We start from the raw sequence: 16,980 nt of genomic DNA, 5'->3' as shown, positions 1-16,980 counted from the left end.
GTCCGGCTCATTGATTTCAACAAAGATCAAGCTTATTCTTTTTCCTAACAAAATCTAGCGCTTCTATAAAGCTTTTCTGATACTCCAAAACACCGCTTTTCCCTACAATAGTGTTGTTTTTCTCAGTGGACAACAACGACTTCCCTTTTAGAAAAGTATCAAAGTCTTTAAATTGAAATATTTTAGGATGGTGGTATATGTCTTTTTTTTCTAGCAAGTCGCTTGATACATATTGAAATGTTTTACTCCCCACTCTATTAAAATCGTAACCTAGACTTGAAGATATAAAAACAACATTTTCATAGCTGCTGCCAAATTGATTTATAACCTTTCCTTTAAACTTTTGGTTTATCTCATTTACAAAATCTTGGCTATGGTAAGGATGCACCTTAATGTCGTAGCAAGAAATTTTTTTATTATCAACAAGCTTGTCACAAATATCTAGTAGCTGCAAGTTATATGCATGATGATTCGGACCATCTAGTATTGCTAGAAACTCAGACTTCTTCTGATTGAAGTCCATGTTTTTGAACAAAAAAGAAGGAATGGGATGTGTATTAACAGCCACTTTGCGTGGGTTGTGTTTACAAACAATGCTAGATACATGATCATCCCAAAAAAAAGAATATGCACTAGGACTTACACGACTATTAACGATATTTAAATCATTTTCATCATTTGTATCATAGAATAAAGCATGTTGTAATGAAATTGTCGATACATCTTTTTCTAATTCATTTATTAGTGAGCTTAAAATTGCTTCAGTTGACTGCATGTCTGCGTGAAAAATTATATTTGATATTTTTAAATTTTGAATTAACTGATGCGCCACTAGGTAAAGTCTATATGTTAGCTTTAATTTGTCAAATAAGCGAGATCTTTGGGACGGAGCCAAGTAAGAAAACTTACCCTTAACAAGGTTGACCAAAATAAAAAAATCTTCTTTTGATAAATTATGCTTGATTTTATAACCAAAAACATTACATTCGCCATGATTATGCAGATATATAAAACCGCTGTCTAAAAAACTGCTTTTTTGATTTTTTCTGATCAGACTCTCAGCAGAGCACTCTACTTGATAACTGTAATCAGCACGATCCAATGTTTGAACAAAAAGACAGTCGCCTGAGAATATTAACCTAAATTTAATTCTTTTTATTGGCTGTGGCCTTAGATTTTTTAATATGCTGAAATGATCAGCCATCAAATTGTTTTCTACATCATTTCTTATAGATTTTAAACGTTTTGCATCTCGGAATCTACTATCAGTCGCCAAATTTTCTTTATTCACACTAAACGCAATATATTTTACAAGCTCCTTAGATACTTTTTTAATGTTGAAATGTTTCTGCGCAAACTTGTATGCTTCTTGCTTAATAGAATTATCACTTTTTTTCAAGAAAGATCTTTCTAAGGCATCGCACCAGTCTAGAGTAGTGTTTTTATAGCAAATTATAGAATTTATCTCATCTGATAGAGAATTACCAAAACCGGCACTTGGTGTGATAATTATCTTCTTAAGGAACATTGCTTTTACAAGTCTAGACGGAAGCCTTTTTTCATCAAACTGTCCTCCACCAATAGAAACAACATAAGTGGCTTTTGCCAAAATTAGCTGGTAATCATTGTCGTCCTTTAAATCAAGAAGCTTAATATTAAGCCTACCTTGGTACTTTTTATCAATCACATCGAGAACTTTTTTGGATGTTCTGGACTTTGATATATTAAGAACAGCTTTGTTTTCATTAGCCTTGAAGCGCATCCAAGCTTTCAGAAATATTTCAGCATCTTCAACTGAATAAATGCTGCCTGCTAAAAAGTAATGAACATTATCATCTTCTTCATTGCAGCATATTATTTTTTCTAAATTATAAATTTGGCTTTCAGAGCAAACTGGTGGAAGTTGAAACCATCTTTTGTTTTTTATATAGCCTTCCTCATCATATTTCAATCCGCCCCAAATTTTGGCATACCCATCTAGAGCAGACAAGGTCAAACCTTTTAAGTAAGGATCAATAATTCTGTAATTAGATTTATGCAGCCCTTCTAGATCTACATTTGAAATATTTTCCTTTACAGATTCTTTAATTAATTCTTGATACCTTCCAGAATTTTCTTTTGGATTGCAATTAACAAAAATTGTTTCCTCGTCATCCTCAAATTGCTTAATGTAAAAGACGCCTGATTTTTTCAAATGAAGACTAATAAGGTCTATTTTTACTCTCGACCCAATTGAAATCACTACATGTATTTTTTCCTTTATTATGCTTGAAATGTAGCTATTGAAATATGAAAAATTTTCTATGTTAGGTAGTTTTATATTATTGACGCACTTATTTTTATTTCTATGTATAACACAGCTTTCACTTTCTGATGATATCAATACATCTAAATTTGATTTTATTAGCTCTAACGAAAGATCTATAACATACCTGGCTGAAGGACCATCTAATTTTGAAGGTACTAAAAAAAGTATTTTCATGAACGCGCCTATTACTACATTTTTCTCAGAGGATAAACTAGAGGTGGCGTGCTATGATCTTAGCTATCATATAACACTGCCCGTAAGATTTAATTAGATTACATAACTTTTTAAATGGTTGCTTGCGGGCTTTGATTTATGCGTTTATATCCAACGGAAGACAGATAGGGCCGACTAGGGCCGACGACCCACGGCCATCTCAAGAGCGTCCAACACAGCTGCGTGCGCATGTAGTCGAGCATCGCCCAGCCCACCAACTGCCGGTCGTGGAGGTCGAGCGCCGCAGCCAGCCCTCCAGCGTCCAGATCGCCGTGTGTCGGCCACCCAGGCCCGATTCGATTTCGCCACCATGAACTGACGGTCCAGCACGCTGCGCTTAAGTCCCAGCCACCGGGCGGCCTCGGATACCGAATACCCTGATCAAACACCAGGCTCACCGCATCCGCCTTGAATTCATCGGAAAACCGACGTCGGGTTGTAATGATCCCCAGGTTTCTGCACACCTCAAGCGACTTATGCTGGGCGTGCCGTGGCTGTTCCTGTTCTGTTGATTGCTAAACTTGTGGCTAAACATTAAAAAGATAGCATTTCGCTTTAATCCGGAATAAATATTTCTTTCACAAGCCAGTTAGGTATAGCAAAATAAGGCATTAGGAATGCGGCTCATAATTCATAAGTTCACAAAGCTTATTAAATGCTGGGGATTCTAAAGCTTCCTCATAAAGTATCGCGGGGATTTCTCGACGAGGCCGCTCTGATATTTCTTCACTTTTACGACCACTATCCCCGGTTAACTTTATAAGATTAAATGTTTCAGTGAAACTGGAGTCGTAGGGTAAACATAAAATTTCGCATAAGCTTTTCATTGTTTTCTGTGGGCTTCTTACGAAATTTTCGTACTTTATTAAAGGGACATTATTATATTCCTTCAAAAAACAGAGGTAGCGTATTGAGTATTCTTCTAATGTCGCAGGTTCAAAATGAATCCACCCATTATTTTTAAGGGATATAAAAGAATCTAGCGGATGCCGCACAGTGATTGCTGAACATAGCGAAAACCTTTCTCTCATGATAGCTCTAAATGTTAATCTTTCTGACAAAAACTGTTCAGTGCAAAAATGGCTATGTGTATGGTCCCTTAAAATCAAATACTGCCCATCACGCTGCATAGCATTATGCAATGCCTCTATTCCGCTCACGAATATTTCAGTAAAAACTTTCTGAGAGAGGGGACGCACGCTAAAATTTAGCAAGCTGATTATATCAGTAGGTGAAAACCTGGGTTTTCCCGATTGAATGTGTAAAGTACTAAGTGGATCCACTTCACTGATTAGCTGAGTGTTCGGCATGCTTGCTAAGCACTTTGCCACTAAGGTTCCACCAGTACATGCAAAATGGTGAATAGTTCTTATTGGCTCTAAGGCAGTACTTTTGCGCAGAACCTGAAGCTCATCACTCTTATTGAGTAGCCATGAAAGAGATTCAACTTGCTTGGGGGATGAGACCGTGTCTTCATTATAATCTACTAGCATTTCGAGCGCATCGCTTATGCTATTTTCAATAATATCTATTTCTTTAGCTGGAATACCATTCATGATAACATCCCCGCCTCAGGTAAATTTTAAAAACCTAGCATTAGCTCACACTACACAATCATCTAAACTCTTACTGCTTCTTAGTGAAGCGATCTTCTAATAAATGAAGATATTCCTTAGCAACTAATAGGCTTTGCTTTATTCTTATCAATAATTCATGCTGCCTTTTTTCCGCCTCACGGACTTCCAAATAACGTTTTTTTAATTCCTCCAAGTCAGCTTCCTGCAAGCTTTTTTGTCGCAACGACGCCGACAAATCGCTTTTTAACTTTATGTTTTCTTCCTTTAAAGCCCTATTTTCAACCCTCAAAACATCTAATGAAAAAAGCAAAATAATTGAATCAGGGTCTGAATCATCTGTCTGATTTACCTTATACCCTTGCTGAACCAACCAACATTTTATATCTATACTTTCTATAGACTCTCTGTATGAATTTAAAACACTACAATGTAGGGTGACAAATTGGAATTTATGGAGATGATTGTTTTTTTTGCATGCTTGAAGGATTTCCAATTCATCCCCCGGCGCATCAACAATCAACCAATTCTTCTTTCTTGGATTCAATTCAATTTCATTAAAAAAATTTGTTGCACTTTTCGTTTCCACTTCCACCTGCTTGGCACAAAGCAAACCAGGAAACAATGTTCTCAATTGTATTGACTCATGAAGACTGCTGAATGCCGGATAGTTGAGTACTTTGAACGGAGCTTTACCATCGCTTTTTGAGACTGCCATTTCATGAATGTTAATACGCGAAAAATGAGCAGCGGATTGCTGACGTAGCTTTGTGGCAGCTTCTGGGTTTGGCTCAACCAACACAACAGTTTCGGCAGACGTCTCCAGATAGTAGCTCAGCTCTTGGCATTCCCCAGCACCAATATGCAGGATCGTCCCGTTGACATCATCAGTCGGCTGTATCATTAGCCCTCTCACCTTTTTTCTTACTACCCAATACCTTAATACCATTCCGAAGTGGGGCTGTTATCTTCCATGATTTTGAATTTCGCAAGCGATCAATTTCGCTTTTTAACTTTTTATTTTTCTGAGAAAAGCTTTTAATCTTATCATTCTTCTTACTAATCTCTACCTCAGTTTTCTTTAGTGAAAGATAGTATCTCTCCAACTCTTCTTGCGTGTGATGAAGCTGTTCCAATAGCAATGCATTCTCTGCTTCTAGTTCTTTATTTCCCTCACCCACCTGCGACTGAATGGCGTCGAACGCCTGATCAACTACAGTTACGACTGCCTCTGAATCAACCAACGGAAGTGAACTGGCCTCAAGCTCTTGAGCAAGGTGTTTGCCTTTCTGATCTTGGAGAGCCTGCAGTGCTAATGCCTGGAAGATTGCTTTATCGTCTTGATGTTCGAAGCTCGGTTGGTACGTGCTTTGAGCTAGTGTTTCCAACTTAATTCCCGTCCGTTCATCCAGAAGACGAGATAGTGTCTCCGAGTTAGCCTCAGCTCCCCTTCGCTCTACCAACGTCATCTGTCGCCGGTGATGGCGATAGATATTCAGCAACTCATCTGCTTCACCCCGCCAGATTGTCAATGCTTGTGTGGGCCGAGCACCATTGATAATGGCCTCCGCAATCACGTCAGCTGGCTTCCGGTAGAGTACCAACAAGTGCACGCCCTGCTTCTTGGCCTTAGCAAGTACTGCCTTGGCATCTGAAAGCGTTTCAAGCACGTCATCCGTCCAAGGCTGACCTGCTCGCTGCATGGCATTCAGCCAGTTATCGCATGCGCTACCTGTCAGGTTGACCATGATCAACTGTTCAGCCTTTGTTCTGCTGCTACCCCCGCTCAAGGCTTGCGAATCATGTTCGCTTAACATGTCGTATTCTCCTAGACTCTATGAGACTGCTCTAGTAGTTGCGCGTTTCTTCCTTGAGTTCCGTTGCAGATTCGAGTAATTCTCCTGCTATTCTTTAAGAACGCGCGCGGAATGTACCGTTTGACACAAAGTACGAAGGAGCAACGAGCTAGCCGTCCTCTCTACGACCACTTAAATTCTTCGGTAGACTCCTGAATAACTTGTGTCGCGATATGCCGGGTTCTTCATTATGGCCTTAAAAGACTATCGCCTTTCAGCACTTACCCGCATGAGGCGAATGACTTCCCATAACTCCAGCCTCCATATGCGAAACTGGATAACAACCGCCGTTACACGATAACCAAAGGGATGCTTCGTGTTTGTTGCGAAACGCCAGATTGCCACTGAGGGGGGTGTCAGGGTTCTAAGCAGCCACAGAGTGCGACGGGTCAAGGATCCAGCAATTATCTGTCCACCCTTGATCCTTTTGGCCTTAGTGGCCAAGGCTTGCCAAGTATCGCGTGCTGGGTGATTGACCACTGCCGAAGGCACAAAAGCAAGGGTGTAACCGGCCTTGCATGCTCTACGGCAGAAATCAGTGTCGCCTCCCGAATAGCGGCTGGCATCGAAACCGTTCATGGCCGCGACTACCCGGCTGTGCACCGCCAGATTGGCTGTGGCGGCATAGCCCCGGCTGACATACCAAGCCTGGGGTATCCCTTTTACCATGTCGTATTTTTCATAAGCGTTGGGGCGAGACGATGCACTTATTACGTTTACAGCCCCAGCAAGAATTGTGGTTCCGTCAGATAGTGCATCAATAGCCAGATCTAGCTGTTCTAACCAATCGGGGTATGGCTGGCAGTCGGCATCGGTGAATACATACCAGTCACCTTGCGCATGCTGTATGGCGTGGTTTCTAGCGGCGTAAGAACCCGGCGTGTCACACCGCAGTACTGTCACATTCTCTGGCAGCCCTTGAGGTGGTTGAAAATCCTGTGAGCCGTTATCCACCAGCAATACTTCGAAGTGCCGTTGGGATAGGCTCTGTGCCTGCAAGCATGCAATGAGTGCAGGCACTAGATGCCAGTGTTCATATACCGGGACGATCACCGAGTATTTCATTTGTTGTAGGTTGCGCCGTTAGGCATGGTAACCGACTCCCCGCTGATCAGCGACCAACGCTGTAGTAGGTGATGCCTTTCCTGGCCATACGCTTGGGCTCGAACAGGTTGCGGCCATCGAAGATGGTTGCCTCGCCAAGCTGTTGCTTGATCATGTCGAAATCCGGCGCCTTGAAAGCCTGCCAATCGGTCACGATCACCAACGCGTCCGCATCCTTCAGGGCGCTTTCCTTAGTACCACATAGGGTTAGCTTGTCACGGTTCCCATAGATGCGCTGCGCTTCTTCCATGGCTTCAGGGTCATAAGCCTGCACCCTGGCACCCGCTTCCCAAAGGGCCTCCATCAGCACCCGGCTCGGTGCTTCACGCATGTCATCAGTATTGGGTTTGAACGACAAGCCCCAGAGTGCGAAGGTCTTGCCTTCTAGCGCGCCCTGAAAATGCTTGTGCATCTTCTTGAATAGCGTGGTCTTCTGGGTATTGTTACGCGTTTCCACGGCCTTCAGCACTTGGGCATCGAACTCGATGCTGCTCGCAGTGCGAATCAAGGCTTGCACGTCCTTGGGGAAGCAGGAGCCGCCGTAGCCCACCCCGGGATAGATAAAGTGGTAGCCAATACGCGGGTCGCTACCGATCCCTTGGCGCACCATCTCGATATCGGCACCCAACAGTTCGGCCAGGTTAGCGATCTCGTTCATGAAGCTGATCTTGGTCGCCAGCATGCAGTTGGCGGCATATTTGGTCAGCTCGGCGCTGCGCACATCCATGACGATGATCTTTTCATGGTTGCGGTTGAATGGCGCATAGAGTTCACGCATCGTCTCTTCGGTGTCTTCGCTTTCCGTCCCGATGATGATGCGGTCGGGCTTCAGGCAGTCCGCCACTGCGGAGCCTTCCTTGAGAAATTCCGGGTTGGAGACGACATCGAAGCTCAGATCCTGACGGCCGCGCTTCTCCAGAGTAGCAGCGACCGTGGCCTTGACCTTGTCGGCGGTGCCTACCGGCACGGTGGACTTGTCGATGATGATCCGGTGGCTTTCCATATGCTGGGCGATGGTGTCGGCTACGGCCAGTACATACTGCAGGTCCGCGGAGCCGTCTTCATCAGGAGGAGTGCCTACGGCAATGAATTGTACCTCCCCATGCCTAACTCCCAGCACCGCATCGGTCGTGAAGTCCAGGCGCCCCGCCTGATAGTTTTCCTTGACCAACGGTTCCAGGCCGGGCTCGTAAATGGGGATAATGCCCTGCTTCAAACGTTCGACCTTCCCGGCATCTACATCCACACAGATCACATGGTGACCAACCTCGGCCAAAATCGCACCCTGAACTAAACCTACATAACCCGTTCCAAATACTGTGACGTTCATTGCGATTTTTTAATCCCTAAATTTAACCAATAATAGCAGCACTAATTTGCATCCAATACTCAGAGTATCGCCAGACATTGCGCAGTCTTTTGGGTGATAAGGCAATGGCTAATCGGCATAGCACCACCGGCAAAACAGCAGCGATTGAGATCGCCAACCGGCCGGAAGAATTAGCGGCAACCACGTGACATCTAGAACTCTCAATGCCAAGAGAGCCTCAATTTTTCACTTGGAGCTTGTGGCCGTTCCTTCTACAAAACATCCATTACAAGGCAAGCCGCTTGATGACCTGGTTCACGAGTTCGTGCTGCTCATGGTCCATCGTTCTTAGCGTTAGCTCTGCGGCCTTGGGCACCTCGTACGGGCTGTTGATGCCGGTGAAGTCCTTGATCTTCCCTTCGCGCGCCTTCTGATACAGCCCTTTCGGGTCGCGCTGCTCACAGATATCCATCGGCGTATCGACGTGCACTTCGATGAAATCGCCTTCCTTGAAAAGCGCCCGTACCGCCTCCCGGTCAGCCCGGAAGGGCGAGATGAAGGCTGTGATCACGATGATGCCCGCCTCGGAAAACAGCTTGGCGATCTCGCCCACGCGGCGGATGTTCTCGGTGCGATCCTCTTCGCTCATGCCCAGGTCCTTGCACAGGCCATGGCGAACGTTATCGCCGTCGAGCAGCATGGTGTGGCAGCCGCGGCGATTGAGCTCGACTTCCAGCGCATTGGCGATGGACGATTTGCCGGCGCCGGAAAGCCCGGTGAACCAGATGCACTTGCCGGCGTGCCCCTTGATCTGCGCACGCATGGCCGGCGTGACGCTGGTGCGGTTCCACACCACGTTGGCCTTGCTGTCGTGCGCGCGGAATTCGTAGGGCAGTTCGGTTTCCAGCATGCGGTGGATCATGCCGGCGCCCACCGTGACGTTGGTCAGGCGGTCGATGACGATAAAGCTGCCGGTGCCAGGGCTCACGCGGTAGTCGTCCACCGGCACCGGGGTGGTCAGTTCGACCCGGCAGCGACCGATGGCATTGAGATCCAGGTGATCGGCATTGCGATGTTCCAGGGTGTTGACGTCGACCTGGTAGTCGATTTCGGCAACCTGCCCCGCCGCATCGCGTGTCGCCAGCTTGAAATCATAGAGCTTGCCGGTTTCCAGAGCCGTGTCGTGCATCCACACGATATCGGCTTCGAAGACGTTGGACAGCGGCACTTCGGCGTCCGCCGCCACCAGCCAGTCGCCGCGCGAGATGTCGATCTCGTCGGTAAGCGTCACGGTGATCGCCTGGCCGGGATAGGCGATCTCCAAGTCACCGTCGTAGGTGACGATGCGCTCGACGGTCGAGGTCTTGCCGGATGGCAGCGCCTTGACCGCCAGGCCGGGGCGCAGGATGCCTGCCGCCAGCGTGCCGCAGTAGCCGCGAAAATCCAGGTTGGGGCGGTTGACGTACTGCACCGGTAGGCGCAAATCGCGGAGGTTGCTGTCGTGGGCGACCTCCACCGTTTCCAGCAGTTCGAGCAGTGCGGGGCCTTCGTACCACGGCGTCCGTTCGCTTTGGTTGACCACGTTGTCGCCTTCCAGCGCCGACAGCGGCACGAAGCGCAGGTCGCGGGCATTGAGCTTCTCGGCGAATTCCTGGTAGTCGGCGACGATCTCGTCGAAACGCGCCTGCGAGAAGTCGACCAGGTCCATCTTGTTGACCGCGATCACCAGGTGCTGGATGCCCAGCAGGTCGGCGATGAAGCTATGCCGCCGCGTTTGCGTCTGCACCCCGTAACGGGCGTCGATCAGGATCACCGCCAGGCTCGCCGTCGAGGCCCCGGTGGCCATGTTGCGGGTGTACTGCTCGTGCCCCGGGGTGTCGGCGATGATGAACTTGCGCCGGTCGGTGGAGAAGAAGCGGTAGGCGACGTCGATGGTGATGCCCTGCTCGCGCTCCGACTGCAGGCCATCGACCAGCAGCGCCAGGTCGACGGCGTCGCCGGTGGTGCCGCTGGTCTTCGAGGCCTTCGTGATCGCCGCGAGCTGGTCCTCGTAGATCATCTTGGAGTCGTGCAGCAACCGCCCGATCAGGGTCGACTTGCCGTCGTCGACACTGCCACAGGTGATGAAGCGCAGGAGGTCTTTTTGCTCGTGCTCCTTGAGGTAGGCTTCGATGTTGTCCGAGATGAGGGCTGATTGATGTGACATAGTAAAGTCCTGAGCTGTAAGCCGTAAGCTGTAAGCTGTTAGAAACCCCAACAGCAAACGCCTACAGCGCTGGGTTATTCGTTGTCCAAGGTGGTGATCAGGCCAGCGAGCATGGAAGACACCTCACGGGTTTCCTGCAACCACTCTCGCCCTTTGTCCTGTGCTACGTAGCCGATTTCCATGCCGATATAGATCTGTGTGCGCAATTCGGCGCATGAACCTCGGGCCACCACCAGAAAATGCCGTTTATCCTTTCTGGTGGCTCGGCTCATTCCTTCAGCGATATTGCTGGGCACCGACAAACCGGAGCGCGTAATTTGATCCCGAAAACCAAAATCCCGTAATTCCCGCAGTGTTTGATAGAGATCTGCCGATAACCTGGCGGATCGCTTCCATACCAACAACCTCTCAAAATTCATGGGTTCCCTCCCATGCCCTGGTGTTTGCTTTTGGGGTTTCTTAAGGCTTAAGGCTTACAGCTTACGGCTCTCTAACTCGCCTCCGGCAAGTTAGAAGTACCCCTCCCTCTTCTTCTTTTCCATCGACCCCGCCTGGTCGTGGTCGATGGCGCGGCCGCTGCGTTCACTGGTCTTGGTCAGCAGCATCTCCTGGATGATCTCGGGCAAGGTGGTGGCCTTGGATTCCACGGCCCCGGTCAGCGGGTAGCAGCCCAGGGTGCGGAAGCGTACCCACTTCTCCTCGGGCACTTCGCCGGGTTCGAGCGGCAGGCGTTCGTCGTCGACCATGATCAGGATGCCGTCGCGCTCGACCACCGGGCGCGGTGCCGCGTAGTACAGCGGCACGATGGGGATCTGCTCGAGGTAGATGTACTGCCAGATGTCGAGCTCGGTCCAGTTGGACAGCGGGAACACGCGGATCGACTCGCCCTTGTTGACCTTGGCGTTGTAGACGTTCCACAGCTCCGGGCGCTGGTTCTTGGGGTCCCAGCGGTGGTACTTGTCGCGGAACGAGTAGACCCGCTCCTTGGCCCGGGAGGCTTCCTCGTCGCGGCGCGCGCCACCGAAGGCGGCATCGAAGCCGTGCTCGGAGAGCGCCTGCTTGAGCGCCTGGGTCTTCATGATGTCGGTGTACTTGGCGCTGCCGTGGTCGAAGGGGTTGATGCCAGCCGCCACACCGTCCTGGTTGATCTTCTCGATCAGGTCCATGCCCGTCTCCGCCGCCATGCGATCGCGGAATTCGATCATCTCGCGGAACTTCCAGGTGGTGTTGACGTGCATCAGCGGGAACGGCGGCGTGCCGGGGTAGAAGGCCTTGCGCGCCAGGTGCAGCATCACCGAGGAATCCTTGCCGATGGAGTACAGCATCACCGGGTGGCGGAACTCGGCGGCCACTTCACGGATGATATGGATCGACTCCGCTTCGAGCTGCTTGAGGTGGGTGGCGCGTTCGGGAGTGAGTTCGGTCATAGGGTTTTCCAGGAATTCACGATAAGGGGCAATAGAAGCAAGCTGTAAGCTGTAAGCTTGAAGCTGTAAGAAAAACCACCCGTGGTGGTGTTGGGGTTACTTACAGCTTATGGCTTAACGCTTAACGCTGGCCCGGAGGGCCTTTTCCCAACGTTCATCCCGCTGCCCACAGACGAGAAACCAGGGGTTGAGTACGCTGTCCTGCTGGTTGCAGCGCAGCGGCTCGAGCGTGTGGGCATCGAGCACTTCGCCACCGGCAGCGGTGACGACGGCCTGGGCGGCGGCGGTATCCCATTCGCTGGTCGGCGCCAGCCGCGGATACAGATCCGCTTGGCCTTCGGCGACCAGGCACAGTTTCAATGAACTACCCATGGAGACCCGCTCGTGATGGGGAAGTTCTGCACAGAATGTCTCGAAGGCTTCGGCACCATGACGGCGGCTGCCGACGACCTTCCACGGGGCGAGCTCCGGGTCCGGCAATTGGCGGACCTGAATGGCTCTTTTTCTCTTGGCGTCGATCTTGTACGCGCCCAGCCCTTGCTGCCCCCACCAGGTGGCATCGAGAACCGGGGCATGCACGATCCCGAATACCGGTACGCCCTCTTCGACCAGCGCCACGTTCAGGGTGAATTCACCGTTCTTGCTGACGAACTCCTTGGTGCCATCGAGCGGGTCGATCAACCAGTAACGCCGCCACTGCTGGCGAGTGGCGAAAGAGACTTCGTCCGACTCCTCGGATAGTACCGGGACCCCCGGGCTGACCTCTTCCAGCAATGCCACCAACGCATGGTGAGAAGCCATATCCGCTGCGGTCAGCGGGCTCTCGTCGGCCTTGGTCTCGACCTCGAAATCTTCCTGATAGACCTTCAGCACCTGCTTACCGGCTTCGTGCACGCCCTCGATCAAGCGCACCTGCATGTCGGCAGTTACAAAATTCGTCACGGGAACTCCTTGAAAACACAGCGCTAAGCTGTAAGCCGTAAGCTGTAAGAAAAATCCCATCAACGGCTGTTTTTTGGGTTACTTACAGCTCACAGCTTATAGCTAAAAGCTCTTCTCGCTTACCACGAGTCAAAATCGCCAAACCAGGGGAATCAGCCCCACCGCCGTTATCGCCACCAAAACGCTCAGCGGCGCGCCGAGGCGCATATAGTCGCTAAAGCGATAGCCCCCCGGTCCCAGCACCATCAGGTTGGTCTGGTAGCCCAGGGGGGTCATGAAACTGGCGGAAGCGGCGAACATGATGGTGAGCGCGAAGGGCATGAAATTGACGCCCAGTTGCTCGGCCACGGCCATGGCGATGGGGAACATCAGCACCGCCGCGGCATTGTTGGTGATCAGTTCGGTGAAGGCCACCGTCATCGCATAGACCAGTGCCAAGGCCAGCCAGGGCGATAGGTCATCGGCGAACATCAGCCATTGGGCGATCTGGCCGGCGGCGCCGGTCTTGTTCATCGCCGCCCCCAACGAGAACGAGGCGGCGATGACGATCAGGACGGACAGGTCGACATAGCGCCGGGCCTTGCTGGCCGGCAGGCACTGGGTCATCAGCATGGCGCCACCGGCGAGGAACGCCGCTTCCAGAATGGTCAACAGCCCCAGCGCACTGGAGGCGACCATGGCCCCCAGGATCGCCAATGCCCAGGGCGCCTTGCGGAAATTGGGCGGTGTGGAGTCGTTGAGCGCGCTGACCAGCAAGAAGTCCTTGCGGTAGCGATACTGCTCGACGAATTCCTGGCCGGTTTCCAGTAGTAGCGTATCGCCCACCTGAAACCTGATGCTACCGACCTTGCCCGGCAAGCGGCGCCCGCCGCGCGAAATGGAGAGAATCACCGCCTGATAGCGGCTGCGAAAGCGCGATTCCTTGACGGTTTGTCGCAGCCCCGCGAAATCCGGCCCGATCACCGCCTCCACCAGGCAACGGTGATGATGCGCGATGTCCAACTTGTGCACGTCGCCGGTGGCGGGCTTCAAGCCGTGGATGCGACGCAGCTCCCGCGCGCATTCCGGCGCGCCGATAAACACCAGGATATCGCCGGCCTGAAGCTGGGTGTCTGGCGGCACCGCGGTCATCAAGCGCCCGTCGCGCTCGATATCCGCCAGGTAGCCGTGACTGAGGCTACGCAGCCCCGCTTCCTGAATCGTCTTGCCCGGCAGCGGCCCCTTGGGCTCCACACTCACTTCCACGCTGTATTCGCGAGCGCTCTCGAGCTGTTCGAGCACCCCCAGGCGATCAGGCAGCAAGCGGTCGGCAAAGCAGTACAGGAAGATGCCTCCCACGAACAATAACGGCACCCCGACCCAGGCCAGGTCGAACATGCCGAGAGATACGCCTTTCTCGCTCTGCAGCAGGCCATCCACCACCAGGTTGGTGCTGGTGCCGATCAGGGTGCAGGTGCCGCCGATGATGGCCGCATAGCTGAGCGGCAACAGCAGCTTGGAGGGCGGCAGCCTAAGTCGCTGCGCCCACTCCTGCACCGCCGGGATGAACATCGCCACCACGGTGGTATTGTTCATGAAGGCGCTGAGCCCGGAGGCCGGCAGCAGCACCCGGAGCTGGGCCTGTTGAAGGCGCTTGGGCTGGCCCAGCAAGCTATGGGCAACCCATTGAATCGCGCCGGTCTCCTTCAGCCCTGCCGCCACCACGTAGAGCACGGCGATGGTCATCACGCCGGGATTGGAGAATCCCACCAGGGCTTCGCCGGGGGTGAGAATGCCGGAAATGACCAGAAAGGCCAGCGCCGCCATCAGCGTCACATCCGGAGCAATACGCGTCAGCGCCAGCGTGAACAGGACAGTCGCAACAACGCCCAGGGTAATTAACGCCGTCAACTCCATTTAACGCTGGCCCGCCTGTCTATTACCCACGGCTATAAAATTCCTGATACCACTCGACGAACCTTGCCACCCCTTCCGTCACCGGCGTGGCGGGCTTGTAACCCACGGCCCTTTCCAGCTCGGTGCTATCGGCGTAGGTATCCGGGACATCGCCGGGTTGCAGCGGTAGCAGGTCCTTGATGGCCTTCTTGCCCAGGGCTTCCTCGATCGCTTCGATATAGGCGCTGAGTTTCACCGGGTTGTTATTGCCGATATTGAAGAGGCGATACGGCGCGTTGCTGGTTGCCGGGTCGGGGGTGTCGCTGTTCCATGCCGGGTTGGGCCGGGCGATGTCGTCGCTGGCGCGAATCACCCCTTCCACGATGTCGTCGATATAGGTGAAGTCGCGGGTGTGGTGGCCGTGGTTGAACACCGGGATCGGCTCACCCGCCAGTATCTTCTTGGTGAACATGAACAGCGCCATGTCCGGCCGGCCCCACGGTCCATAGACGGTGAAGAAGCGCAGGCCGGTGGTCGGCAGCTTGTACAGGTGGCTATAGCTGTGTGCCATCAACTCGTTGGCCCGCTTGGTGGCCGCGTAGAACTGCAGGGGGTGATCGACGCCGACATGCTCGCTGAACGGCATGTTGGTGTTGGCACCGTAGACGCTGCTGGTGCTGGCATAGGTCAGATGCGGTATCCAGTTGTGCCGGCAGGCTTCGAGGATGTTGGTGAAGCCGACGATATTGCTCTGCACATAGGAGTGCGGGTTCTTCAGCGAATAGCGTACCCCTGCCTGGGCAGCCAGGTGGATCACCCTGTCGAAACGGTGGTGCTGCGCGAAACAGTCTTCCACTGCCTGGCGGTCGGCGAGATCGGCGCGGATGAAATGGTATTCGCTGCCACTGCGTTCGGCCGTTTCCTCGAGGATCTCGAGGCGAGCTTCCTTTAGGGTGACGTCGTAGTAATCGTCGACGTCATCGAAACCGACCACGCTGTCGCCGCGCTCCAGCAGCCTCTTGGCGGTGTGGAAGCCGATAAAGCCGGCGTTGCCAGTGACGAGTGTTTTCATGAAGAGAGAGGTTCCGTTCCATCGCGCAGCAAGCCGGGACGCCGGACCGTGCGCTCCTACGTGGCTGTGGTGCCATACCAGGCTGCCGGATCGTTGAAGCGCCGCTTATGCTATGGCTGCTGTTTTAGGGTTCTATCAGGGTAGCCAATTACACACAATTACACAGGAAATGCACAACCCACCCTGGCCACCCTCTGCGCGGGGGTGAATACACCACCGCAGCAAATGCATAACCCACCCTGGCCACCCTCTGCATGGGGATGAATACACCACCGCAGCAAATGTAGGAGCGACTTCAGTCGCGATGGGGTAACGCCATCCGGGCTATGCCTAATAACCACCGCCGCCGGCAGGATTCGCGGATCGTCTTGTCGTGAGGCACTGGCCACTAAGCCGGCCTGACGGCCGGATCGCGGCTAAAGCCACTCCTACATTAGCACACTGCTTGTATGCGAATACGGTGCTACTAGGCCCGGGCTGACGTCGCTCCTACGAAACCCACTCTGACCACCCTCTGCGCAGGGGTAAACTCCAACGCCGCAGCAAATGGACAACCCGCCCTGGCCACCCTCTGCACGGGGGTGAATACACCACCGCGGCAAATGCATAACCCACCCTGGCCACCCTCTGCATGGGGATGAATACACCACCGCAGCAAATGTAGGAGCGACTTCAGTCGCGATGGGGTAACGCCATCCGGGCTATGCCTAATAACCACCGCCGCCGGCAGGATTCGCTGATCGTCTTGTCGTGGGGCGCTGGCCACTAAGCCGGCCTGACGGCCGGATCGTCGGAACGCCGCCCGGACTAAAGCCACTCCTACATTAGCACACTGCTTGTATGCGAATACGGTGCTACTAGGCCCGGGCTGACGTCGCTCCTACGAAACCCACTCTGACCACCCTCTGCGCAGGGGTAAACTCCAACGCCGCAGCAAATGGACAACCCGCCCTGGCCATCCTGCACGAAGGTGAATACACCACCGCAGCAAATGATAGGGGTCGGGAAGGCATAGCCTCCCCGCCCTCCGAACCGTGCATGCGGTTCTCCCGCACACGGCTCTCCAGTCGATGGTTTCAACATCGTGATTGGCT

At 52.1% G+C, this 16,980-nt stretch carries 12 protein-coding genes and 1 pseudogene; all 13 read right to left on the bottom strand.

Translation table 11 applies throughout. The annotated features are described in order from the left end of the window. Positions 1-16 precede the first annotated feature (16 nt). The 13 genes and pseudogenes from ACFOEV_RS19400 to ACFOEV_RS19340 all read right to left on the bottom strand — a co-directional run bounded on the left by ACFOEV_RS19400 (position 17) and on the right by ACFOEV_RS19340 (position 15,886). Positions 17-2,482, bottom strand: coding sequence for a hypothetical protein (locus tag ACFOEV_RS19400; RefSeq protein WP_386776544.1), 2,466 nt, complete (start codon positions 2,480-2,482; stop codon positions 17-19). Positions 2,483-2,662: 180 nt separating this feature from the next. Then, a pseudogene (locus tag ACFOEV_RS19395) lies at positions 2,663-2,854 on the bottom strand (IS3 family transposase); the annotation flags it as partial. A gap of 278 nt (positions 2,855-3,132) precedes the next feature. After that, the gene (locus tag ACFOEV_RS19390) at positions 3,133-4,077 is read right to left on the bottom strand and encodes a hypothetical protein (protein ID WP_386776543.1); all 945 of its coding nucleotides are present in this window, start codon (positions 4,075-4,077) and stop codon (positions 3,133-3,135) included. 70 nt (positions 4,078-4,147) lie between these two features. Next, on the bottom strand, positions 4,148-4,999 hold the full coding sequence (locus ACFOEV_RS19385; protein ID WP_386776542.1) for an FkbM family methyltransferase: 852 nt from the start codon (positions 4,997-4,999) through the stop codon (positions 4,148-4,150). Next, positions 4,983-5,912, bottom strand: a complete 930-nt coding sequence (locus tag ACFOEV_RS19380) for a hypothetical protein (protein ID WP_386776541.1) — start codon at positions 5,910-5,912, stop codon at positions 4,983-4,985. The genes ACFOEV_RS19385 and ACFOEV_RS19380 overlap by 17 nt, the downstream gene beginning before the upstream one ends. Positions 5,913-6,155: 243 nt before the next feature. Next, positions 6,156-7,016, bottom strand: a complete 861-nt coding sequence (locus ACFOEV_RS19375) for a glycosyltransferase family 2 protein (RefSeq protein ID WP_386776540.1) — start codon at positions 7,014-7,016, stop codon at positions 6,156-6,158. A 46-nt stretch (positions 7,017-7,062) separates the two neighbouring features. Next, positions 7,063-8,385, bottom strand: coding sequence for a UDP-glucose dehydrogenase family protein (locus tag ACFOEV_RS19370; protein ID WP_386776539.1), 1,323 nt, complete (start codon positions 8,383-8,385; stop codon positions 7,063-7,065). A 265-nt stretch (positions 8,386-8,650) separates the two neighbouring features. Further along, complete coding sequence (gene cysN / locus ACFOEV_RS19365) at positions 8,651-10,570, bottom strand: sulfate adenylyltransferase subunit CysN (RefSeq protein WP_386776538.1); 1,920 nt, start codon at positions 10,568-10,570, stop codon at positions 8,651-8,653. Positions 10,571-10,644: 74 nt separating this feature from the next. Continuing rightward, the gene (locus tag ACFOEV_RS19360; RefSeq protein WP_386776537.1) at positions 10,645-10,989 is read right to left on the bottom strand and encodes a four helix bundle protein; all 345 of its coding nucleotides are present in this window, start codon (positions 10,987-10,989) and stop codon (positions 10,645-10,647) included. 90 nt (positions 10,990-11,079) lie between these two features. Further along, positions 11,080-11,997: a sulfate adenylyltransferase subunit CysD gene (gene cysD / locus ACFOEV_RS19355; RefSeq protein ID WP_386776536.1), complete on the bottom strand. Its 918-nt coding sequence runs from the start codon at positions 11,995-11,997 to the stop codon at positions 11,080-11,082. 114 nt (positions 11,998-12,111) lie between these two features. Further along, the gene (cysQ, locus tag ACFOEV_RS19350; protein WP_386776575.1) at positions 12,112-12,915 is read right to left on the bottom strand and encodes a 3'(2'),5'-bisphosphate nucleotidase CysQ; all 804 of its coding nucleotides are present in this window, start codon (positions 12,913-12,915) and stop codon (positions 12,112-12,114) included. A 153-nt stretch (positions 12,916-13,068) separates the two neighbouring features. After that, entirely contained in the window at positions 13,069-14,835 is a 1,767-nt protein-coding gene (locus ACFOEV_RS19345) for an SLC13 family permease (protein ID WP_386776535.1), read from the bottom strand. Between the two features lie 22 nt (positions 14,836-14,857). Continuing rightward, a complete protein-coding gene (locus ACFOEV_RS19340) occupies positions 14,858-15,886 on the bottom strand; it encodes an NAD-dependent epimerase (protein ID WP_386776534.1) in 1,029 nt (342 codons plus the stop codon). Positions 15,887-16,980 lie beyond the last annotated feature (1,094 nt).

This window comes from Litchfieldella rifensis, from assembly GCF_042646605.1.
Lineage (GTDB): Bacteria > Pseudomonadota > Gammaproteobacteria > Pseudomonadales > Halomonadaceae > Litchfieldella > Litchfieldella rifensis.
Note: the sequence above shows the minus strand (reverse complement) of the source record. Positions and strands in the feature narration are given on the sequence as shown.